The organism is Acidobacteriota bacterium, from assembly GCA_016184105.1.
In the GTDB taxonomy this organism is placed as follows: Bacteria; Acidobacteriota; Vicinamibacteria; order Vicinamibacterales; family 2-12-FULL-66-21; genus JACPDI01.
This window is the reverse complement of the sequence record JACPDI010000012.1, coordinates 22,664-45,304: the sequence shown is the minus strand read 5'-3', so window position 1 is coordinate 45,304 and position 22,641 is coordinate 22,664. Positions and strand designations below refer to the sequence as shown.

Here is a 22,641-nt window from a genome sequence, read left to right as displayed (position 1 = left end):
CAGAGGACGGAGGGACATCACGTGCGGAAGTTCGCTCTTTCCGGGGCATTTTTGGCGATCCTCGCGGCGATGACCACCAGCGCGCAGCAGCGCGGCGGCCTGCCGCTCGACCAGGTCACGCTGCCGCCCGGGTTCACCATCGACGTGTTCGCCGCTGGCGTCGACAACGCGCGCCAGATGGCGCTCAGCCCCTCGGGCGTCTTGTTCGTGGGCTCGCGCGGCGCCGGTCAGGTGTACGCGATCGTCGACGCCGACAAGGACCACCGCGCGGATCGCGTGGTCACGATCGCCTCGGGCCTCTCGATGCCGAGCGGCGTGGCGTTCCGCGACGGCGCCCTGTATGTCGCCGAGATCAGCCGCGTGATTCGCTTCGACAGGATCGAGTCACGCCTCGACAACCCGCCCGCGCCGGTCGTCGTCAACGGCACGTTTCCCACCGAGCGTCACCACGGTTGGAAGTTCATCGCGTTCGGGCCGGACGGACTCTTGTACGTGCCCGTCGGCGCGCCGTGCAACATTTGTGAGAGCAAGGACCCGCGGTTTGCGTCGATCACGCGGATGAAGCCGGATGGCAGCGGCTTCGAGGTGTTCGCGAGCGGCATCCGCAACAGCGTGGGCTTCGACTGGCATCCGCAGACCAGGGAGCTGTGGTTCACCGACAACGGCCGCGATCTGCTCGGCGATGAGGCGCCCAGCGACGAGCTGAATCGCGCCCCGAAGGCGGGACTGCACTTCGGGTATCCGTACTGTCATGCCGGGTCGATCAAGGACCCGGAGTTCGGCAGCGCGCGCGCGTGTGGTGAGTTCACGCCGCCTGCCCAGAAGCTCGGCCCGCACGTCGCCGCGATCGGCATGCGCTTCTATACCGGCCAGATGTTCCCCGCCGAGTATCGCAACCAGGTCTTCGTCGCGGAGCACGGCTCGTGGAATCGGAGCACGCCCATCGGCTATCGCGTGTCGCTGGTGAAGGTGCAGGACGGGAAGGCGGTCAGCTACACGCCGTTCGCGGAAGGGTGGCTGCAGGGGTCGAAACCCTGGGGGCGCCCCGCGGACGTCCTGGTGGCGCCCGATGGCGCGTTGTTTGTCGCGGATGACTTTGCGGACGTGATTTACCGCATCAGCTACACGAAATAGCATTCCTGCGCGGACACTTCTTCAGAAGGGGCGGCGTGTGCGCACACGCCCGCACACGCACGTGTGTCTCCAGCGCCTGGAATCGCATCCCTATCTTCTCCAGCGACTTCCGTCACCGGGGAAGCTCTGCCACGATCTTCTGCCACGGCCCGCAGTCGCAGTTCAACACGCCAGGCCCGCCGCATGAATACGGCGCCTTGCGCGCCGTTCAGACTAAGTAAACGCGGTCGCCCCGGCGTGCTGCGATGCCCCGCCCGGTTTCACGCCGCCTGCCGGCCGCGACTCCTCGTCACGCAGCGACCAGCCCTCTTTGCGCGTTCTCTCCGGGGATCGTGTCAGGTGGAGCGTGAAGACGTGCGTGTCGCTGCGGTAGTGGATGATCGCGGTTTCCACCGCGCGCCCCTCCCGATCCCTGATCAGATAGTCGACACGCAGCAGCGGCGCGCCCACGCGCACGTCGAGCCAGTGCGCGAGCGACGCGTCCGCCAGAGTCGCGCGCACGCGCTCCTCGGCGTCCCCCAACTCGACGCCGAGCTTCATCTCGATGGACCTGAGCAGAGAACCCCGCTCCCAGTGGGCGCGGCCGATGCGGCGCCCCAGCTCCGGGACCACGTTGTTGACGATGTGGCAGTACGGCTCGTCCTTGTAATACCGCAGACGCTCCGCCCGCATGATCGTGCGCGTCCCCGCCATGCCCAGCGCCTCGGCCTCGTCCGGGGGCAACTCGACCTCGCGGAGTTCGAGGAGTCTCGGCGCGGTGGCCACACCCATGGCGATCAGGCCGTTCAGCGTACCGTCTATCTGCTGTGTGCCGGTAAAGGCGGGCAGGCCGGCCACGAAGCTGCCGCGGCCGGCCTCGCGGCGAATCAGGCCTTCTTCGTCGAGACTGCGCAGCGCCTCGCGCACGGTCATGCGGCTCACGCCGTATGTCCTCTCGAGCTCGGTCTCCGACGCCAGCTTTTCCCCCAGGCGCCGGCGTCCCGAGACGATCTCCTCTCTCAGCACGGTGGCGAGCTGATAGTAAAGAGGAACGCCGCTGCGCACGAGCCGTCGAACTTCCCGGGGCTGCTCCTGACGCGGTCGGCGGCCGGAGCGTTTCCTGACGTCCTGCGGCGTCACGCGCCCTCCCGTGGAGCGCACGAACCGTCGTCGGATTTCCCGCTCTTCGTGATGCCGCACATTGTCCAGATAATAGCACCTTCATCCGGCATCTCACGCGCCGGCCCGCGCGGCCGGTTGCGTGCCGAGACGGTCCAGCGCGGCGCGAAACTCATGGGCCGACTGAAAGCGCGATGCCGGCCCAGCCGCGAGCGCCCGATCGAAGAATCGACGGAGCGCCAGCGGCAGCCGATCGCGGCCACCGCACGCCTCCAGCAGGACGGTCGAGAGACCCCAGAGATCCACAGCCGTGTTCGGGTCGCCGCCTTCGAGAGCCTCGGGCGGCAGGTACCCCGGCGTGCCGGCGAAGGCTCCCTCTTCACTGGCGAGGCCGAAGTCCAGAAGCTTGGGCGCGCCGGTTCCCGTCAGCCCGATGTTGCTCGGCTTGACGTCACGGTGAAGCACGCCTCGTTCGTGCATGTAGGCCAGGCCGCCAGCCAGACGCGTCCCGAGGGCGATCACCTCGCGCGGCGACAGCGGTCCCCGCGCGAGCCGTTGACGCAACGTTCCATCGGGAAAGTACTCGACGACGAGGACGGGCGTGCGGCGCCAGATCTCCAGACCGTAAATCGTCGCGACCGCTTCGTGATTCAGCGCGGCCATCGCGCGCGCCTCTTCGGTCAGCCCCGACACCCCGCCGTCGCGCAGTTCGGGCAGCGTCTTCAGGGCGACGTCGCGGCGCAGTCGGCTGTCCCGACCGAGATACGCCACGCCCATGCCGCCCGAGCCCAGCCGGCGCACGACGGTGAATTTCCCGGCCACTCGGCGGGGAAGCGCGGCCGTGACCGCGCGCGCTTCGCAGCCGCAGGGCAGCGTCTCCGAAGCTGACACCCTTCCGCAGCGCGGGCACTCCAGAGCCGGCTCGTCGTCCTCCGTTGGCGAGGCCGGTTGCACGCCGAGCGACGCCCACGCGACAGCCGCGCCGGAGAGCAGCGTCGAGACGAACCACCGATCCCGGCCGCCAAATGACGCGCGGCCGCGTTTCGCGCCCAGTCCGACCAGCGCCGCGACGGTGCCATCGCGAAGCTTCAGGGCTCCAATCAGCGTGATGCCGCCGGCCTCGAGCCATTCGCGGTCGTGCCGCGGCATCAGTCGAAACAGGCTTCCGTCTCTCGACATCTCCAGCACGGCAGTGGATTCAGCGAGCATGGGCATGAGAGCCGTGTCGGACGGGAGCGCGCCCCTGTCGAGGATTCGAACGGCACCGGCGCCGACGCCGAACTGCAGTTCCCGCTGGAGCAGGGCAACGAGCTCACGGGCGCTGCGCGCGTGGCGCACGCGTTCGAGTGCCGCCGACAGTCTTTCACGATGCTTCATCCGCCAGCGCGATCGCCGCTTGCGCGTCCACCGGCTCATGGGCCACGGCGGCGCGAACTGAAACTCGAACGGCCGGTCCGCGATGACCGCGAGCGTCGTGAGCACGGGCAGAGCGGCCAGCGCGCCCACCACGGGAACGTCAAACCAGAGGCGCTGCTGCGGGCTCGCCGCCTGCAGCCAGCCGTCCACGCCAGGCAGCGCCATCCGGGCGACGCCGGCCAGCAGGAATGGAGCGGTGCCGGCGGCAATCGCCGTGGCGAACCGCGCGACCCGTCGCTGCTCCGGAGGAGGCGCCCACCGCGACCGCGCGAGGATCGCCACCACGGCGCCGAGCGCCGTCACTGTAAACAGGTCCCAGAACAGATTGCCGGCATGATCGCGCCCGAGCCTCACGACGTGCGCGCCGTCCATGACGCGATACGCCAGCGCCAGATTCACGAAGAAGAGGACCGCGCCAACCACCCAGGCGACGGCAATCGCCCGCCTCGCGAACAGATCAAACGGCGTAAACCGGCGCACGTGGGGAAAGACCACGGCAAAGTGCCAGAGGGCCGCCGGCGCAAAGGCCTCCGGAAATACGCCACGGAACGCGGCGTCCAGCGCGGCGGGCCACATCAGCGCGGGCCCGGCCGGCACGGCGCGCGCGAACGCACTCGCCGAGAGGACAAACGTGGCGAGCAGGAAGAAGCTGCGCCTGTCGCGTGACGAGGCGGCTCCCAGGAGGAGGCCCGCGCCAGCGAACGCGAGGGTTGGGAGAAGCGTGGAGGCCAGCTCCATCAGCGGCCGGCCGGCGCCGACCGCCATCCCCGCTGCGCCGAGCCGAACCGCGACCTGCAGCACGGCCGCTGCAACCAGACAGCGCAGGAATGGAAGACTGCGCCCGGGACTTCCGGCAGGGAGTCCATCACCGCTCGGCCGTCCACGCAGGCGATCGAGACGCTGGAGGTCCTGGACCGCCGCGCGGTCGCGCGAATCACGCACGCGCGCGATCAGGGCAGTCCAGTCGACCGGCACGCGATCGACAAACGCGTGCCCGACATCGGTGGGAAGCCGCGGCGCGTCAGCAATCGCGCATGAGCGCCGCCAGCCGCTCAATCGCGCGGCACAACGCCATCCTCGCGGCATGTGGTGACCGGCCAATCATGCACCCGAGCTGCTCGTGGCTGTAGTCGAGCTCGATGTGCGCCACGATCAGCTCCCGATCGCGCGGTTTCAGACGGGCAAGCGCCATCCGATAGCGGCGCTCCGTCTCGTTCCCGAGTGTGGTGTCAAACGGCGAGGCCGAGCGCGCGGCGAGCGTGTCGGGAAGCGCCGCCGGCATTCCCCAACACGCCGAGCGGCGGTGCTCGTCGCGAATCCTGTTTCGGACCGCCTTGCGCAGATACGCGGCGAGGGCGTGGCGTCCCTGCGGCTGGAATGCGTCGAGCCGTGCGAGCGTGCGGACGATCGCGTCCTGAACCAGATCGGACGTGTCCGCGGCCGAGCGGACCCACCGGGGAAAACGACCGTGCGTCCACCTGCGGAGGGAGGGAATGCAGCGCTCGATGACTCGCCCGAGCGCGCTCGAATCGGACCGGTGAGCCCCGGCGAGCACACGCCAGGATGCCGGCCCGCGGCGCGCGCGCACCACCGCAGTCGAAGACGCCCCTGAGGGCACCGACACCCTCCTCCCGGCAGCGATATTACGCCGGCCGGCAAGGATATATAGGTGCCCTCAGAGCCGCCGAAGACCACATATGCAGGGTGGCCCGATGAGGTTCGCTTGCCGGATAGTCGGACGTCATGCGAGACAACCCGCCCGACGCCCGGCGCCTCGCCCGGCTCCGCGTGGGCAGGAACGTGAGACATCTCCGGCGACTCCGCGGGTTCAGCCAGGAACAACTGGCGGAACTCGTCGGCAATACCGACAAGCACATCGGTCAGGTGGAGCGCGGAGAGGTGAACGTCGGCATCGACATCCTTCTGGGGATCGCCTCCGCCCTCTCAGTGAACGTGGCGGACCTGTTTGCCGGCGTGCATACAGCCGACGCGCGCGCCCGCGTCGTGCTCATACCTGAACGCGAGCTGGACCGCCTCGAGCAATCTCTCCAGGCCATACGAGCGCTGCGCCGCTCGAACCCGCCGGCCCGCCGCCGCGGCTAGCGCGCCAAGGCCGCCTCCCGGCCTCCGCCCCCCACGAAATGGTCTACCACTCATAAGTACCATTTATCTTGACATCACCATCTATCGATGTCATCGTCGTCCGGCTCTGTGCCGGGGTGAGGCTTCGAGCTACCGGGACGAACGGCGCGGGGCGCGGGAGGGCGCGGGGGAGCGCGGTTGCCGCGCGAGCAGTCGGCCGACAGCGTCGGTCAACGTGGCGAGGGCCGCGTTCACGTCTTCCAGCTCTGCGACTGGCAGTCGGGAGGGCGCGTCACCAGTCGGCGTGATGGGTTCGAACAGCTCGCCGACGGGGACCGACAGCGCGCGCGCGAGCCGGACGAGGACGTCCGCGCCGGGATCCGCCTTACCCAGCTCGATGCGGCCGACGTACTTGTAGCTCAGGCTGGCAAGCTCGGCGAGAGCTTCCTGCGACATTCGGCGATCCAGCCGCAGGCGACGCAGTTGAGCGCCGAGAGGCCGGAGTATCGCCGGGCGCGAACGAGGCTTGGCAGTCGGCCTCCGGGATGACACACGCCGTTGTGTATCGCACTGCCGCGATCGGTGGAACCATCTATAAGGGGTAAGTATGTATGATGCTGACATCTATCGGTGGTATCAACCCTGCGGCGGTTGGCAAGAATGACGAAGAGCTGATGCACGAGTTGCGCGCCGGCAACGGCGATGCGTTCGAAGCGCTGTTTTCCCGCTATGTGCGACTGGTCTACCGCGTTGCGGCCGGCATTCTCAGCGACAGGGCGGAAGCGGAGGACATCACTCAGGAAGTGTTCCTGGAGGTGTACCGGAAAGCGTACTTGTACGACGCGGCGCGTGGATCGGTCAAGACATGGCTGCTGCAGTATGCCTACCATCGCACGCTCCGGCGCAAGGCGGCGCTGCAGCGACGGGTCGCGTACGCGGGAGAGCCGCTCGAAGCGGCGGAGAGCGCGGCCGCCGGCGAGCGTCCACGCCTCACGCGGGAAGAAGGGCGCTGGCTCCTGCGGACCGGCCTGGCGCGACTGCCCGATCGCCAGCGCACGACGATCGAGCTGGCCTGCTTCGAGGAACTCACGCTGCGCGACGTCGCCAAGCGCCTCGGCGTGTCGGTCGGCTGCACGCGGCACTACTACTACCGGGGGCTCGCGCGGCTGCAGGCATGGGCACGCCCGGCGGGCGAGCGCCTGACCGGCGATCGATCGCAGAAATCGATTCTCAGCTGCGCGTTCGGTAACCGACGCCGGAGCGCTTCAGAAGGCGATAAAGCTGGTGGCGTGACACACCGAGCGCCTTCGCTGTGCGCCCGAGCGTAGCGCCGTTTTGTGCGAGCGCCGCCAGCGCGTCCTGCACCGGCGGCAGCGCGTGGCGGCCCGGCCCGGCGGCCGGATTCGGGGTTGCACCGAAATCGTCCGGGAGGTGCCGCACCGTCAACACGACATCGGCGGGTGCCGCCGCCACGAGCATCCGTTCCAACGTGTTTTCCAGCTCCCGGATGTTCCCGGGCCACCTGTGGCGCGCCAGGACGTCGAGCACCTCGGAGTCCAGCCGGGGCGCCGGGCGGTGGCGGCGCTCGGCAAGACGCGCCAGGATCGCGGCGGCAAGCACGCGGATGTCGCCGGGGCCTCGCGAGCGCAGCGGCGGCACTCTGATCTCGTACACCTTGAGCCGGTAGTACAGGTCCTCGCGGAACCGGCCGCTTGTCGTGGCGAGCGCCAGGTTCACGTTTGTCGATGCGATGATCCGCGCGTCGAACCCGGTTTCCTGCCTGCCGCCCAGCCGCTGGACCGTCCGGGACTGAATCGCCCTCAACAGCTTCATCTGAAGATCGATCGCGAGGTCGCCGACCTCGTCGAGCAGCACCGTTCCTCCGTTTGCCCGCTCGAACGGGCCCGCGCGGTCGTCGAACGCACCCGTGAACGCCCCGCGGACGTGGCCGAACAGCTCGTCGCCGGCAAGCGTCGCGGTCAGCCCGGCGCAATCGACGATGACGAAGGGGGCACGGCAACGGGGGGAGGCGCGATGGATGGCGCGCGCGATGCGGTCCTTTCCCGTGCCGGACTCGCCGAGGATCAGCACGGTCACATCAGGGTCGCGCGCCACGCGCGACAGGTCCTGTTTCAACCCGCGGATCTCGGGACACGCGCCGTCAATCTCGGGAAACGGATCATCGGGGACGAAGACCTCAGCCGGAAAACCGCGCCCCAGGCCCACGTGGATCTAAACGCGCGACATACCCGATCCGCACACCCCTTCGACACGATTTTTCCCGCGCTCAGCGGGTTCGAAAAAGCGACACCGCGGCCAGCCCGAATGCCAGGCCTGCGTAGAAGTACGCAGTATCTGACACACACTGGAGTTGAAGGGCTGCCTGTTCGACGCGGTCGCGCGCGTTGATGTCGGTCGCCGCCGTCCGCAAGGCCTCCCGCCAGGCCTTTCGCGCCGGCCGCAGGTCGAGGTACGCGTGCGCGACGGACTCGATCGCCGTGAACAACTCGTCCTCGCCGCGGCACGTGGGATCGAAGATTCCCCGGGACGGCACCTTGACGAGCGCCAGCGCGAGCAGCTCGCGCAGCGCTTCGGCGTGTCCGCCCGTGCATTCGCGCTCGGCGGCGAGGATGATCTGACGGAGAGCAAGGGGCCACTCGACAGCACTCGCGGCCCGCGCGCGACGGCGACGCATGGGGAGCCTCCTTCGACGGCAATCACCGCACGAAGGAGCAGTCCGGTCGTGGCAGAATAGGACCAGACCGCCGACCGTGCGGCGAAGGTTGGCGGTTTAGGTCCGGCAGCGTGTTTGCGCGCGTTGCCGGACCGATTTCAGGTACGGACGCTCACAGGTGTGCCAGTGGATGGTGAGCGCCGGGATGTGATGAAGAGTCGTGGGCGCTCACGAAAGAACGAGCAAGCGAACGCGCTCAGGCTACCGTCATCCGCGTTCAAACACAAGAGAGAAGGTCGTGCCAACCTCCTGCCGGCCGGAGCGGTCTTCCCTCTGGCGCCAACCTCGCGCGCGCATGCGCGCGCCGCGCGAAATCCCGCGCGCAAGTTCAGCGCTCTCGCGTTTTCCCGATAAACACACGCACCGATCCGCGGCACGTCCATTGCGATGGGCGCCGCCCGAGTGCCTCTCATGCACGCGGATCGGCTTCGTCCATCGCCTGCTGTTCGAGCGTCGATCTCCACCGACGGTCTCGTGCTCCTCGACGCCAGCGGCGGGTTCGTGTGGTCGTCGAACCAGGTCGGCGCGCGAATCTGGCAACTGATCGAGCAGCGGCGCAGCGGCGCTGAGATCGCGCTGCAGCTCGCCGGCGATTACGGCATCGCGCACGAGCGCGCGCGGGGCGACGTGGCGGCCTTCGTCGCCGCGCTCGTGGAGCGCGGTCTCCTCGTACAGGACTGACGGCCGTGGCGTGGCAGGCGCAACGCGGACTCCGCTTCATCGCTCTCGCCGCCCACGCGTGGCTGCTGCTGGCCGCGTTCGATCTCGCCCGGCACGCCGGGTTCTCTCACATCTGCAGTTGGCTCCGCCGCCTGCGTCCTGCGAGCCGCCGCTCGTGGGCGGGCGCAGACGACATCGTCTGGGCCGTGGACGAGGCGTGCGTGTGGTACGTGAAGCGCGCCGCCTGCCTGCAGCGCTCGGCCGTCGCCACCTGGCTACTGCGGCGGCACGGCCTGCGCGCGGAAACGGTCATCGGGTGCCGTCCTCTTCCATTCGAGTCTCACGCGTGGGTCGAGGTCGACGGCCGCGTCGTCAACGATCGCCCGCAGTACCAGAACGCGTTCACCGTCCTCGATCGCCTCTGAGGAGCCGCCATGGTGACGCAGTCCGGAGTCTTTTTCTTCGATGGCCGGCCGAACGCGAGCACCAGCGGCTGCCGTCGCGGGGAATCAGGGCTCGCGATGACGTGGGACGGCCGGCTGGACAACCGCGAGGACCTGCTCCTCCAGATCGGCGGCACGCTCCCCGGCTGCGCGACGGACGCGGAAATTACGCTCGCGCTCGTCGAGCGGCGCGGGCTCGACGCGTTCCGGGATCTGATTGGCGACTGGAGCGCGGCGGTCTGGGACGAGAGGAACCGGTGCCTGCACCTGGCGCGCGATTACATGGGCGCGCGGCCGCTCTACTACCACGCCGGCAGCGACTCGGTGTCGTGGTCGAGCAGCCTCGGCGAGCTGGTGGAGCGGTGCGGCTTCCGCGACGCGCTCAGCGAGGCGTTCGTCGCGCGCTTCATGTCGCTGCGCCCGTCGCCCGAGGACACGCCCTACGAGAGCGTGCGCGCGGTGCCGGCGGCGACCTGCCTGTCGTTCGATGCCCGAGGCGCGATCGCCCGCCGCAGGTTCTGGTCGCTCGAGCCGTCGCTGATCCGCTACGCCGACAAGCGCGCCTACGAGGAGCACCTGCGTGCGCTGTGGCGCGACGCGGTCGCCTCGAGGCTGCGGGCGCGCGGCGTCATCTGGGCGGAGCTCAGCGGCGGCCTCGACTCATCGTCTGTCGTGTGCATGGCGGACCGCCTGATACAGAGCGGCCAGGTGGGGGCGACCTCCATCCGCCCCGTGTCGCACGCGACGCTGCGCTCGCCGGAAGGCGACGAGCGGCGTTTCATCGCGGAAGTGGAGCGGCAGCTCGGCGTGCGCAGCGAGATCGTCGGCGTCGAGGAACACCAGGACTGCCGCGACGAGGCGTGGGACTGGGTGTCGCCGTACGCGCTGCACGGCGTGGGCCTCGAGTGCGTGCGCCGGGTGCGCGATGGCGGCGGCCGCGAGGTGCTCTCGGGGCGTATGGGCGACGCGGTGATGGGATGTCAGCCCGACAACGGCGCCGCCGTCTTCGACGACTTCGCGCGGTGGCGGGTGCGCGATGCGCTCGCCAACATGCGCGCCTGGAGCCGCGCGACGCGCAAGCCGTTCGTGGAAATCGCGTGGAGGCTCCTCGTCGCCGCCGATGAAGACCGCGCCGATCCGGGAACGGGCCTGCTGACCGCGAGACTGAAGGAATTCACGGGCGGCAGCGATCCATTTCAGGAGTTGCTGCGGGGCATTCGCCCTGCCAAGCGGGCGCTCGCGCGGATGGTGTTGGGCTACTCAGTTGGCGCGCGACTCGACGTGCCCGTTCTTCCGCCAGGCATCACGTACACCTATCCGTTCTCTCACCGCCCGCTCGTCGAGTTCATGCTGGCCATCCCCGGCGAGGAATCGAGCGCGCCCGGCGATACGCGATCGCTCATGCGCCGCGCGTTCGCCGGCTTCGTGCCCGATCGGGTCCTCCGCCGAACATCCAAGGGCTACTACCCGCCCGCCGCCTTTCGCGCGGCACGCGAGGCGGTCGCGTCGCTGTCGCGAATCGAGGACCTCGAGGTCGTGCGGCGCGGCTGGATCGATCCGGCACGCCTGCGCGAGGCGATCCGCGCGCTGACCGACGGCGGGGGAGCGACAGGCGGAGAAGTTCACTCCGTCCTGCGCCTGGAGAAGTGGCTGCAGGCGCGGCAACACGCGCCCGCAAATTCACAACGGAGGGAGGTGAAGACCAATGAAGTACTCAACGCCTGAACTCGTCGTCGTCGGCACGGCGGCGGTCCTGGTGCAGGGGATCCCGGGTGGAGTGCTCGACAGCGGGGCGACGAACATGAGTCGTCCGGCAGAGGGCATTGGACTGGGCCTGGATGAGTAGTACGTGCCAGCGCTCAGCCGCACCAAATAATGAAAGGAGGTGACGACCATGAAGTACGCAACTCCTGAGCTGGTCGCGCTCGGCCAGGCGTCGATTCTCGTGCTTGGCATCAAGCCAGGCCTGTTCGACCACGGCGACTCCACAACCTCGAGGCCGGTGGAAGGCATCGCGCTCGGTCTCGACGACTGACGCGTCGGCAACACCCTCGCCCCCGGACAGCGGACGCCGGGGGCGAGGGCCCCGAGCCGTGTCCATGCCCCACGTTCTTCACCTCCTCGTCGTCGATCGGAGCCATCGCGCTGCGCTCGCAGCCTGGCAGGGCACGCGCTGGCTGCTTCCCGCGCTCACTTGTCCAGAGCGCGCACGTGTCGATTCACTCATCGTGCGCTGCTTCGAAGAGCAGGGACTGCGCGGCGACATTGCCGGGCGCTGGCTCGGACGGCTCACGCCTTCGCAGGACAGCATGGATTGGCTCGTGGCGATCGACGCGCTGCCCGGTTCACGAGCGACGAACAGTGGTCTCAGTTGGACGCCCCTCGATACTCTCGCCTCAGGGACGTCGCTGCTCGACTACCAGCAGTGGGCCGTCGCGGCGACGCTGCGGCAGAACGGTTTGCCGTCCGTACGAGGGCCGTTCGGCAATCTCACCTGGCTCGGAGAAGTCAGAGACTGGGTAGGCGAGGTGGTGGGTGAGCCGCGCGTGGGGCCGGTCACTCCCTACCGCGTCACCTCTCACGAGGTCGTGCTCAGCGCTGAAACCAAGCGCGGGCGTGTCTACTTCAAAGGTCTCACAGCGGACAGGACAGCCGAGCCTCGACTCACACGCGTCCTGTCAGGGCTGGAGCCGCGCGCGTTCGCGCGAACGCTGGCGTTGGAAGAGAGGCCGGACGACGCCGTGTGGTGGCTCGCCGCGGAGTGTCCGGGCAAAACGCTCGCAACGCGGCCTGACGCGGGAGCGGCCGCCATCGTCGCCCGCGACCTTGCGCGCGTGCAGCGTCGGGTCATGGCGTCGGCACAGGTGCTCGGGGAACTGCAGGAAGTGGCTCTTCCCAGTGCCGCTGCCTGGAGCGCTGGCCTGCTGAGCGACCGCGCGTGCCGCGCCGCTGTCGAACGGGCGTGCGACGAGGTGCGATGCGCGGACGTACCCCGAAGCTGGATCCCGCTCGATCTCGATCCGGTCAACGTGCTCGTAGATGATGACGGAAGGATTAGCTTCATCGATCTGGACGACTCGTTCCTTGGACCGGCGCCGCTCGCGATGGCGATGTTCGCCAGACGATGTCACGATGACTCGGCCTGCCATTCCTACCGGGAGGCGTGGTCTCCGCCATTGAAAGAGGTAAGTTGGCCGGCCTTCGATCTGGCAGCGGCGGTCCTTGAAGGCTGGCTGGGCTGGAAGCGGGTCGAAAAGAGCACCGACCGTGGCGAAGCGCACGGCGTGCTCGACGTAGCCACGGCGCGCCTCGCGCAACGTCTTGTGCGTGCGGTCTACCGCCGGTAGATCGCGCTCGCGACCGCAATCGGGCGATCCCTCGGCTTTCTAGACTTCGGCCTCGGGTCCCACGGGTAGGCAGACTCGTCGCGTTCGACCGCGCGGTCGATCAGCTCGATGAGGAGCGCCGGCATTTCGGCGTTCGCCTGAACCGGTGCGGAGTCGATGGCTCCGACCGTCTCGGCCCACCGCGCGCCTGGAGCGCGCGAATCCTTCGACTCGTACTGCCGCGCAGTGCCGGTGGCGATGATCTCGTCGAGCACGAACCCTCCGTCCGCATTGGGAAACGGCGCGGGGCTGACTGCCGCAACCCAGCGTCCCGGATTCGGCTTGCGCACGACCATCGTGTGCTCAGGCCCGGCAGGGAAGGCGATGTCGTACGAGAAGCACTCGCCTGAAGTGCAGTCGTACAGGTACAACTCGACACCGGTCGTGGGCGGATTCTCGCGCCGCACGTGCAGCGACATGGTTGCGGCGTCTTCGGGCACGTCGATATCGAACACGTGGGGCAGCCCGTTGGGGAGGAAGTCCCCACGATGAGTTCTGAGGACGGCCCGCGACACGGTCAGGACCGGCTCGCGCACCGTGCTTCCCAGATTCGTCACCTCGACTGCGGCCGAAAGCCCCGACGCCGGGGCGGGGCGAATCGACGCACTCAGAACGCGCACCGTCACGGCGTATTCCCCGTCTCCATCATCCGCCGGCGCTTCGTCGGGCAGGTGAAGCCACGCCGAGTCGTTGCCAATGAGGATCGTCCACGTGCCAGGTCCCGGATTGGGCAGCGTGATCGCGTGTCTGCCCCTCGCCAAGGAACGGATATTCGACGGGTGTACGTGCAGGTAATAGCTCCGGAAGAGGCCATGGACGGGCAGGATCGTCGGTCTGACAACCCCACCGGACACCTCCAGCTCGAACGTGATGGCGCGGGTGCCCTGTGGCACCTCGATGTAGTGCGCGTTCGTTCGCATCAGGCCGACGCGTCCGGTGAAGCGCACCGATCCGGTGGAGGCGTCGAGGCGCTCGGCCGCGACGATCGTGGCCTGCGTCCGAAAGACGATGGCCTTTGACGCGTCGTCGTGCAGGTTGAGGAGCGCGCTGTGGGCTCCCATCGTCTTCGGCGCGATGGTCACAGGGACGGCGATCGTCTTGTCGAGCGGCAGCGTCACCGACGGAGCGGTGTGAAACGTCCCGTCGTTGCCGGTCCAGCTCAGGCGATAGGTGACCGGGAAGTCCGGGCCGGACTTGCGCCGGAACCGGATCTCGCGAGCTGCCTTCACGCCTGCCGTCCAGCCTTCGAACTCGAGGATCCCCTGGCCGTCCGCCCCACGTGCGGCGTATTGCGCCAGCGGATGAACCACTCTTGCCGAGGCGACGATGCGCGGCGGCTCGACGGAGCGGGTCAGCTCGCGCCACGCGGCGCGGATGTCCAGCAGGCCGTTCCCCTGCTCGTGACTCCCAAACCCTGGGAGAAAGCGCGCGGAGATCTTCATGGCGCGCGCGAGGCTGTCGACCGAATACGGCCACCGCATCTGTTTGGCACCGCTGATCAGGAGGGCGACGACGCCGGCGGCATAGGGCCCGCTGGCCGAGGTGCAGCAACTGATCTGGTAGCCGTTGGGGAGGCGCCACGCGGGAACGGTGCGCGGCACGGCCGCGATGCCCCGGTTCCACGGAAGATCGGTCGAGAGGCGCTCCACCGGCGCGATGAAATCCGGCTTGATCGCCCCGTCGAGCGCGGGTCCGGCCGATGCCGTTGGGTGCACGATGATCCGCTCGAGCGGACGCCCCCCGTGCAGGGCGGCGTACGTCTCCGGGCCAAGAGATCCTCCCACCGAGAGGAGACCTCCAAGCGCGAGCGACGTCCCGAGCTGAAGGTGATGGTTCAGCGCGCCGTTCAAAATCGGCTTGCGGTACACGCTCACCAGCCGATCGAAAAGGACGCCGCCGAAATCCGCGGCGGTGTCCGGGATGAGGCTGATTCCACCCGAGGAGCTGACGATGTCGACCTCCGGCCGGCCGGCCGCCTCAATGAATCCCTCGAGCACGTCAGCCAGCAGGTACTCCATCGTCGAATTTCGCACCAGCAGCAGCCGGGCCGCCGGCGCTACGCCGTACGCCAGGCTCTCGTCCGTCCTGCTGCCGGCGACCATGCTGAGAGTCATCGCCTCGTGACTGGCCCGGCTCACGTAGATGTGTACGACGCGCGGTCCGGATCCGCGGCCCATGACGAAGCTCACGTCGGCATTTCGCGGATGCCTCAGCTTCAGGAACCGCGGCTCGAACCGCTCGTTGACGTCGGGAACTGGCGATTCGTCCTGGAAGGATGCATCGCCGTTTGCGTCAATCCACACCTTTCCGGTGCGCTTGTCTTCGATGACACCGAACTGGTGCACCACGTTGGAACCGGCGGTCAGGACGAACCTGCCGAAGAAATACCCGCCAGGCCTGGGCAGGATGTACGTGCGGCTGCCGATCCGCGCCCAACTGGTGCCGGGCGTCACCTCGGTGTCCAGCACGACGCGCGTGTCGTCCGCGTGGGCCGGATCGATCGTGTTCAGGATGCCCGCGATCTTCGGGATCTCGCGGCCATCAAGTGCCTTCGCCGCACGAAGCGTCGGATCGACCAATGACGGCTGGGCGCCCTCGACCAGCGCAATCGTCACGCCGCGGCCGTCGAACGTCGGATGCTCCGCCAACCACTGGCCAATCCCGACATCGTTGTCCGCCGTGTAGCCAGGAGCGCGCGACGCGGCGTTCGAGAGGAGCGGAAGCTCGGCATGTGCGTCGTTCGGCTCGCCGGCAGCGACCGGTGTGACCTCGAAGCTGCGGAACATCTCCGCGTTCAACAGCGGCGGGCCATCCCGGTACCACGTCCCTTTCGAGAGAGAAGAAATCTGATAGGCCTCGAGCGCGGGAGACCCGACGAGTTCGAGCACCCGCCCGGTCGGAACTTCCACGCGGAGGTAGCCGATGTCGGCTTTCGTCCGCAGCACGCGCCCGCCGAGGCGGTTCACATGCGCGGCGATCTCTTGCACGTGAACGCCAAAGCTGCCGCCGGCGGTCTCGCTGCTGGCGAGTACGAGCAGCTCAATCGATTTCAGCCCGCTGACGACGGCGCGGTTGAGCAGAAGGCGGTTATGGAAGGACATCCGCCGCGCAACCGTTGTGGCCGGCGTTCGGAGGCCCTGCTCGCCGGAGGCGGCGAGCACGATGATGACAATCAGGAGCATCGCGATCCGCATGAGGCCTCTCGCTACTAACGCAGGTAGATCGCCGACCCGAGCGCCACCGGGCGATCCCTGAGCCGCATCCGCTCGGGCACCTCCGGACGGGGGTCCCACCGGTGAACGGCCTCGTCCCGCTCGGCCGCGGCGTCGATCAGTTCGATGAGCAGTAGCGGCGCTTCAGGGCCCGCCGGCGCCGGGGCGGGGTTGAGGCTCTCGATCGTTTCGGTCCACCGCGCGCCTGGAACGCGCGCGCCCCTCGAGTTGTAACGCCGCGGCGTCCCGGTGGCGATGATCTCCTCCAGCACGAATGCGCTGCCGGCTGTGGGGAACGGCGCCGGGTTCACCGCCGCAACCCACCGCCCGGCGTTCGGTCGCCGAACGACTATCGAGTGCGCACCGGCGGCAGGGAACGCGATGTCGTACGCGAAGCACTCACCGGTCGTGCAGTCGTACAGATACAGCTCCACGCCGGTCGCCGCCGGCTGCTCCGAGCGCACCCGCAGCGACAACGCCGCGGCATCTTTCGGGACGGACATCTCGATCGTGCGCGGCAGGCCGCTCCCGAGGAACTCCGCTCGGTGAGTCTTCAGAGTGGCTGGGGACACCATGAACACCGGCTCGCGAATGGCGCTTCCAAGGTTCGTCGCCTCAATCGCGATCGAGCCGGCCGATGACGCGGCCGGGCGAACGGCCGCGCCAAGGATGCGCATCGTCACCACGTACTCCGCGTCGCGGTCGTCGGCCGGCGTCGGATCGTCGGGAAAGCGCGGATGCAGCGAGCTGTTGTCGAGGTGAATGGCCCACGTGCCTGGCTCCGGGTTGGGGATGAGGACCGTGTGCCTTCCTTTGCCGACGTACCGGCCTGCGGCAGGGTGCACGTGGGGGTAGTAGCCGGGAAAGAGACCGTGCGCCGGCAGAATGGATGGCGCGACAACGCCCTGAACTACATCGACATCGAAGCTGATCGCGCCGGCGCCGGCCGGCACGTGGATGTACTGCCGGTTGATGCGCGCCGGGCCGACGCGCCCCCTGATGCGAACCGATCCGCTGGATTCGTCGATGCGATCGGCGGCTACGATGGTGGCCTGCGTGCGGAAGACGACCGCGTTCGACGCGTCACGCAAATTGAGGAGCGCGCTGTGCGCTCCTGTCGTCCTTGGCGCAATCCTCACGGGCACGGCGATCGTCCTCCCGAGCGGCAGCATCACCCGCGGCGCCGTGTGAAACGTCCCGTCGTTGCCGGTCCAGGTCAGTTGGTAGCTGGTCGGCGACTGAGGTCCCGACTCCCGCCGAAGCCGGATCTCCCGCGTGCCGCTCATCCCGGCCGTCCATCCTTCGAACTCGAAAATGCCCTGGCCCTCGGATCCGCGGGCGGCGTACCGCGCCAGCGGGTGGACGATGCGCGCGGAGGCGATGATGCGCGGCGCCTCCACGTAATCGATCAGCGCGCGCCAGGCGGCGTTGACGTCGAGCACGCCGTTCCCCTGCTCGTGGCTGCCGAAGCCGGGCAGGAACCGGGCCGACAGCCTCAGGGCGCGGGCCAGACTCTCGGCCGAGTACGGCGCCTTGCGCTGCTTCGCCGCGCTGATGAGGAGCGCCGCGACGCCGGCCGCGTACGGGCTGCTGGCCGACGTGCAGCATGAGATTTGATAGCCGGCGGGAAGCCGATGCGTGGGGGCGTTCCTGGGCACCGCCTCGAGGCCGCGGTTCCAGGGGAGATCGACGGCCAGCCGTTCCATCGGCGCCAGGAAATCCGGCTTGATCGCGCCGTCGATCGACGGTCCGGCCGCACTGATGCGGTGAACCATCAAACCCTCGAGCGGCCGTCCCCCGTGGAGGGCGGCGGCGGTCGCTGGTCCGAGAGAGCCGCCCACAGTGAGAGCTGCGCCAAGCGCCTTCGACGTCGCCAGCTCGGAGTGCGTGTTGCCGGCGCCCAGGAGGACAGGCTTTCGGTACACGTCGGCCAGTCGCTGGAACAGGAGACCGCCAAAGTCCGCTGCCGTGTCCGGCACCATCGTGATGCCCGCCGACGAGCTGATCACGTCCACGTCCGGGCGTTTGGCCACGTCGATGAAGCCCTCGAGCAGAACGTCCAGCTCGTAATCCGATCCGTGGTTGCGCACGAGCAGGACACGAGCGTTCGGCGCGACGCCGTACGCGAGGCTCTTCTCCGTCCTGCTTCCCGCGGCCACGCCGACCGTCATGGCCTGGTGGCTGCCCCTGCCGATGTAGATGTGAACCGTGTTCGGTTCACGCCCGCGACCCATCACGAAGCTGACGTCCGCTTTTCTCGGGTGCGTCAGTTTCAGGAACCGCGGCTCGAACCGCTCGTTGACGTCGGCGAGCGGCGTCTCGTCCTGGAACGACGCGTCGCCGTTCGAGTCGATCCAGACCTCCCGCGTCTCTTCGTGCTCGAGAACGCAGAACTGGTGCACGAGGTTCGACCCGGCCGGCAATCTCAGGAGTCCGGCACGGTACGCGCCGGGCCGCGGCAGGACGTACGTCCGGCTCCAGACGCGCGCCCAGCTCGTATCAACCTGCACTTCGGTATCGAGGAGGACCCGCGTGTCGTCGCGGTCGGCGGGACCGCGCGTGTTCAGGATGCCGGCGATCTTCGCCACGTCGCGCCCGTCCAGCGTCTTTGCCGGCCGCAGCGTCGGATCGGTGAAGGAGGGGAGCGCGGTCTCGACGAGCGCGATCGTCACGCCCCGTCCGTCAAAGGTTGGATGCTCCGCCAGCCACTCGCCGATCCCGACGTCGTCGTCGGCTGTGTAGCCCGGCTCGCGCGACGCGGCCGTGGAGAGCGGCGGAAGGCCGGCGTGCGTGTCGCTCGGCTCGCTGGCCGCGATTGGCGCGACCTCGAAGCCGCGAAACATCTCGGCGTTCGACATGGGCGGCCCGTCCCTGTACCAGCTCGCTTTCGACAGCGACGCGATCTGGTACGCCGCGATCGCCGGCGATGCGACCAGTTCGAGAAGCCGCTCGGTGGGCATCTCGATCCGGAGGTACCCGATATCTCGTTCCGCACGGACAACGCGCCCGCCGACGTGCCTGGCGAGGGCGGCGATCTCCTCGGTGTGGAGGATGAACCCATCGGGCCGGGCATCGCCCGCGGCCAGCACCAGTACTTCGATCGATTTCAATTTGCTCACAACCGCTCGGTTCAGCAGCAACCGGTTGTGGAACGACATTCGGCGGTCGCTCTCCGGCGTTGCGCGGTTGGTGGATCGGATTCCGAGCGCGTGGAAACCGACCAGAACGAGGACGATGGGCAGACACACAAGACGCATTACCTGCTCCCGGGTAGAGCGCCACCATGCTGATCGAGCGTGGGCGGCGGAATCTCCGTGCCGGTGTCGGCGTCGTACACGACACCGTCGACAACCGTGTAACGGACGTCGATGGTATTGAGGACGTCAGCGAGCGGGTCGGAGCCCAGGATCACGAGGTCGGCGATCTTGCCGGGCTCGATCGAACCAAGATCGTCGAGATAGCCCGCCTTCTCGATGCCGGTTCTCGTCGCCGCGCGGATGATTTCCTCGGGCGCCACACCGCCTCTCCAGAGCAGCCACATCTCGGCGTGGACGAGGACTGCCGGCGCATTGTGGCCGCTGACCGCTATGCTTCCGCCCGCGCGAACGAGCGCGGCGCACGCCTGCGCCACCTTGAAGGCGCGCATCCGCTCGAGCGGCTTGTCCGTGGGAGTCATCCACTTCACGTAGGTGCTGTTGCTTGTGTATCGCTGAATCCGGGCGAGGCGATCCGGCTTCCGGCGCTGCACCTCCGCGAAGTACAGCCGCAACGGCTCATCGTCCAGACTCGACGTGCCGTCGGCGAGCTGCACCTGCGGCGTCAGGATCGTCTTCGTTCGGGCCAGAAGCTGGAGAACGTCCTGCTCGAGCGGTACCGAGAAGCGCGGATGATCGATGCCCGTGTATCCGTCCATCACTCGCGAGAGCGCCTGTCCGAGCCCCTCGAAGTGTCCAACGATGCCGAGCCCTTCCGCCCTTGCCGCGTCGGCAAACCATCGCCGGGTCCGCCGGCTCAGGACGTTGTAGTCCTTGAGCAGGTCGACGCCCAGCGTGCCGTGCATTCTGGCGCTGTGTTGCGCGTCCTCAGGCCCACGTACTTGTCCGCCGGCGTGTTCGACGGATCGGCCGGCGAAGAACGCGCGCGGGCCACGGAGCCGGCCTGCTCCGCGCATCTCCTCTGCCGCCTGGCCCATGTCCCCGTATCCGGAGATGGCGTCCCACGCCGAGGTGAGGCCGAAGGGGATCGCGCTCGGGTCCTCCCGCGGGCGGAAGCCTGCGTCCTGGCCGATCCAGTGGTAGTGCGCATCGTGGAACCCGGGCAGCAGTGTCATGCCAGCGACGTCGATGACTCCCGCGTCGCGAGGGACTTCGACCTGAGACGCAGGGCCGACGGCAGCAATCCGACGCCCGCGCACGATCACCGTCGCGCGCTCCACAATTGGACCCGCGCCGCGATCTCCCGCGACGGTGATGACGCGGGCGTTGACGAGCGCGAGCGTCGCCCTGCTTTCGTGGCGCGGCGCCTCGAGGTGAAGCGTCGTGACGGCGCGTGGTGTCCAGTCAGGCGCCGCGAGCTGCGCGACCGCGCGGCTGCTTGCGACGAAGAGCGCCCCTGAGTCGCGCCAGGTCAGGGACGTCGTCGCGTCGTTGCCAATCGGCGTCGCGTGCGCGGGATCCGGACGAAGCGTGACAGGCGGAGCGCCCGGTTCCTGCATCGCGAGCCACAGATCTCCATTCCAGCCCACGAACGCAACGCGGCGGCCGTCGTTCGAGGAAATCGCCCCGAGAACGTCGCGCCCGGCTGTTGCGATCGTCCTGCGAGAGCTTCCGTCCAGCGTCGCGGCGAACACCGCGATGCGCGTCAATTCGGGCTGGCCGGTGCACAGCAGCTCCTGGCCGTTCTCCGAGAACGAGACGTGCACCGCGAAGGGTGACGGAAGGACCGGCCCCTTCGGGAGAACCGCAGCGACGGTTGTCGTCCCCTGCTGGAGGTCGAGCCAGCCGTACTCCAGGACGCTCGACCGTGGATCGCGTTGCGGCCCGCTCGGCCGTCCGGAACGCACGAACGCGATCTTCTTTCCGTCACGCGACCACGCCGGCGCGAAGTACTCGAACTCGCCGCCGAGGAGGGTCCGTTGCGCGCTGCCGTCGACGGCGGCGAGAACCACTTTTCCGTGCGCGGCGTGAAGATCGTGGGAGACATACAGGACGCTTCGCCCATCCGGCGAGATCGCCGGCATGTGGTCGAAGGTCGCGCTCGCGTTGACTCGCCGCGGTTCACCTCCCGGCAGCTCCTGTGTCCAGATCGATCCGAGCGCACTGAACGCCGCGCGGCGGCTGTCGCGCGAAAACGAGGGCCACCGGATCGCGCGCACATCGAGCGGGCCGTCCTTGATCCGGCGGCGCGCGGCGGCTCGTGGCGGGATGTCGAATGTTGCCGAGGCGCGGAATGGAATCTCCGTCGGTTGGCCGTCGCTGATCGATACTCGGTACATCCGGCCGCCCGTGCCAACGACGAGTGCCCGCTCGTCCGGTGTGAAGGCGAATGTGGGCATGGGATCCCCACGGTCTCCCCACCGATAGGGATCGTCAGCATCGGGCACCTCGACGAGCAGCCGGTCGCCGCCCGTCTCGAGGTCGCGCAGTCGAAGCTCGGTGACCCCGTCTTGCGCGCGATAGTAGGCGAGCAGCCGGCCGCTCGCCGAGAGCTGTGGCTTCGATTCGTCATGCGCCTGGGCCAGGTTCGTCAGGGTGCGCCTGGATGCGTCGCGTGGGTCGAAGCGCACGAGCACGCTTCTGGATCCGTGCTGGAACCCGGGCCTCGGATGCACCACGTGGATCTCCGAAAAGAAGACCACGCCGTCCCTGCCAGCCACGCCGGACGTGGCGGCAAGATAGTTGTAGGTGAACGGAGCGTCGGCCAGCGCACCCGCCGGATGCGCTTCGAGCGGCCTCACCTCGTGGGAATCGACCGTGACCACCTGAAGGCGCGATGCCACACCGCGCGTGCCGAACAGCAGCTCTCGCCCGTCTGAAGACCACGATGGCGTGCCGGCGACGGGTTTGTCGCTGTTGGTGACTTGCGTCGGACGATGGGTGGCGAGAGAAACGACCCAGATGTTTTCTATACCGCTGCGGTCGCTGACGAAGGCGGCCATCGTCCCATCGGGCGAGAACCTCGGCGCCTGATCCCAGTCCGGCCCCGCAAGGAGGGGCGTCGCTGCGCCTCCGGTTATCGGCATCAGGTAGAGATCGCCCAGCAGATCGAACACAACCGCCCGTCCGTCCGGCGAAACATCGACGTTCAGGAAAGTGCTGCGCGTCAGCTCGAACGACAGGCCGCGTGGCTGCGCCGCGGATGGAGCCGTACGTCCCCGCGTGGGTAAAACGGTGACCAGCACGCCGGGGATGACGAGCGTTGCAGTGATCCCGCGCAGCACGGCTCTCAGGAGACCAGTCATGGCAGTGAAGGAGAAA

The 22,641-nt window shown here is 68.3% G+C and carries 18 protein-coding genes; 9 read left to right on the top strand and 9 right to left on the bottom strand.

Annotated features, from left to right (window positions below):
* Positions 1–69: 69 nt before the first annotated feature.
* Positions 70–1,134 (top strand): sorbosone dehydrogenase family protein, encoded by a 1,065-nt coding sequence (locus HYU53_04375; protein MBI2220421.1) that lies wholly within the window; start codon positions 70–72, stop codon positions 1,132–1,134.
* Between the two features lie 213 nt (positions 1,135–1,347).
* Here HYU53_04375 and HYU53_04370 read toward each other — a convergent pair whose 3' ends face one another.
* Genes HYU53_04370 through HYU53_04360 form a run of 3 tightly spaced genes read right to left on the bottom strand, consistent with a single transcriptional unit; the run spans position 1,348 to position 5,266 of the window.
* A complete protein-coding gene (locus HYU53_04370; protein MBI2220420.1) occupies positions 1,348–2,313 on the bottom strand; it encodes a GntR family transcriptional regulator in 966 nt (321 codons plus the stop codon).
* 33 nt (positions 2,314–2,346) lie between these two features.
* Complete coding sequence (locus HYU53_04365) at positions 2,347–4,704, bottom strand: serine/threonine protein kinase (GenBank protein ID MBI2220419.1); 2,358 nt, start codon at positions 4,702–4,704, stop codon at positions 2,347–2,349.
* On the bottom strand, positions 4,670–5,266 hold the full coding sequence (locus tag HYU53_04360; protein MBI2220418.1) for a sigma-70 family RNA polymerase sigma factor: 597 nt from the start codon (positions 5,264–5,266) through the stop codon (positions 4,670–4,672). The genes HYU53_04365 and HYU53_04360 overlap by 35 nt, the downstream gene beginning before the upstream one ends.
* Before the next feature lie 125 nt (positions 5,267–5,391).
* On the opposite strand from HYU53_04360, the gene HYU53_04355 reads away from it, so the two are divergent.
* Positions 5,392–5,751, top strand: a complete 360-nt coding sequence (locus HYU53_04355; GenBank protein MBI2220417.1) for a helix-turn-helix domain-containing protein — start codon at positions 5,392–5,394, stop codon at positions 5,749–5,751.
* 129 nt (positions 5,752–5,880) lie between these two features.
* Here the strand turns inward: HYU53_04355 and HYU53_04350 are convergent, their stop codons facing one another.
* A complete protein-coding gene (locus HYU53_04350; protein MBI2220416.1) occupies positions 5,881–6,186 on the bottom strand; it encodes a helix-turn-helix domain-containing protein in 306 nt (101 codons plus the stop codon).
* 155 nt (positions 6,187–6,341) lie between these two features.
* On the opposite strand from HYU53_04350, the gene HYU53_04345 reads away from it, so the two are divergent.
* Positions 6,342–7,058 carry a sigma-70 family RNA polymerase sigma factor gene (locus tag HYU53_04345; protein ID MBI2220415.1) on the top strand — a complete coding sequence of 239 codons (717 nt, stop codon included), beginning with the start codon at positions 6,342–6,344 and terminating at the stop codon, positions 7,056–7,058.
* On the opposite strand, the gene HYU53_04340 is transcribed toward HYU53_04345, so the two are convergent.
* Positions 6,961–7,956 (bottom strand): sigma-54-dependent Fis family transcriptional regulator, encoded by a 996-nt coding sequence (locus HYU53_04340; GenBank protein MBI2220414.1) that lies wholly within the window; start codon positions 7,954–7,956, stop codon positions 6,961–6,963. The genes HYU53_04345 and HYU53_04340 overlap by 98 nt on opposite strands.
* Before the next feature lie 61 nt (positions 7,957–8,017).
* Positions 8,018–8,425: a hypothetical protein gene (locus HYU53_04335; protein ID MBI2220413.1), complete on the bottom strand. Its 408-nt coding sequence runs from the start codon at positions 8,423–8,425 to the stop codon at positions 8,018–8,020.
* A gap of 450 nt (positions 8,426–8,875) precedes the next feature.
* Between HYU53_04335 and HYU53_04330 the strand changes: the two genes are divergently transcribed.
* The 6 genes from HYU53_04330 to HYU53_04305 all read left to right on the top strand — a co-directional run bounded on the left by HYU53_04330 (position 8,876) and on the right by HYU53_04305 (position 12,914).
* Positions 8,876–9,145 carry a PqqD family protein gene (locus HYU53_04330; GenBank protein MBI2220412.1) on the top strand — a complete coding sequence of 90 codons (270 nt, stop codon included), beginning with the start codon at positions 8,876–8,878 and terminating at the stop codon, positions 9,143–9,145.
* A gap of 5 nt (positions 9,146–9,150) precedes the next feature.
* Positions 9,151–9,549: a lasso peptide biosynthesis B2 protein gene (locus HYU53_04325; GenBank protein MBI2220411.1), complete on the top strand. Its 399-nt coding sequence runs from the start codon at positions 9,151–9,153 to the stop codon at positions 9,547–9,549.
* Between the two features lie 9 nt (positions 9,550–9,558).
* Positions 9,559–11,292, top strand: a complete 1,734-nt coding sequence (locus tag HYU53_04320; GenBank protein MBI2220410.1) for a hypothetical protein — start codon at positions 9,559–9,561, stop codon at positions 11,290–11,292.
* Positions 11,273–11,413, top strand: coding sequence for a hypothetical protein (locus HYU53_04315; GenBank protein ID MBI2220409.1), 141 nt, complete (start codon positions 11,273–11,275; stop codon positions 11,411–11,413). Before HYU53_04320 ends, HYU53_04315 begins: the two co-directional genes overlap by 20 nt.
* A 48-nt stretch (positions 11,414–11,461) precedes the next feature.
* Positions 11,462–11,602: a hypothetical protein gene (locus HYU53_04310; GenBank protein MBI2220408.1), complete on the top strand. Its 141-nt coding sequence runs from the start codon at positions 11,462–11,464 to the stop codon at positions 11,600–11,602.
* Positions 11,603–11,888: 286 nt separating this feature from the next.
* A complete protein-coding gene (locus tag HYU53_04305) occupies positions 11,889–12,914 on the top strand; it encodes a phosphotransferase (GenBank protein MBI2220407.1) in 1,026 nt (341 codons plus the stop codon).
* Here the strand turns inward: HYU53_04305 and HYU53_04300 are convergent.
* Genes HYU53_04300 through HYU53_04290 form a run of 3 tightly spaced genes read right to left on the bottom strand, consistent with a single transcriptional unit; the run spans position 12,902 to position 22,625 of the window.
* A complete protein-coding gene (locus HYU53_04300; protein MBI2220406.1) occupies positions 12,902–16,147 on the bottom strand; it encodes a S8 family serine peptidase in 3,246 nt (1,081 codons plus the stop codon). The two genes, HYU53_04305 and HYU53_04300, sit on opposite strands and share 13 nt — an antisense overlap.
* A gap of 14 nt (positions 16,148–16,161) precedes the next feature.
* Positions 16,162–19,422 (bottom strand): S8 family serine peptidase, encoded by a 3,261-nt coding sequence (locus HYU53_04295; protein MBI2220405.1) that lies wholly within the window; start codon positions 19,420–19,422, stop codon positions 16,162–16,164.
* Positions 19,422–22,625, bottom strand: a complete 3,204-nt coding sequence (locus tag HYU53_04290; GenBank protein MBI2220404.1) for a PD40 domain-containing protein — start codon at positions 22,623–22,625, stop codon at positions 19,422–19,424. Before HYU53_04290 ends, HYU53_04295 begins: the two co-directional genes overlap by 1 nt.
* Between the last annotated feature and the right edge of the window lie 16 nt (positions 22,626–22,641).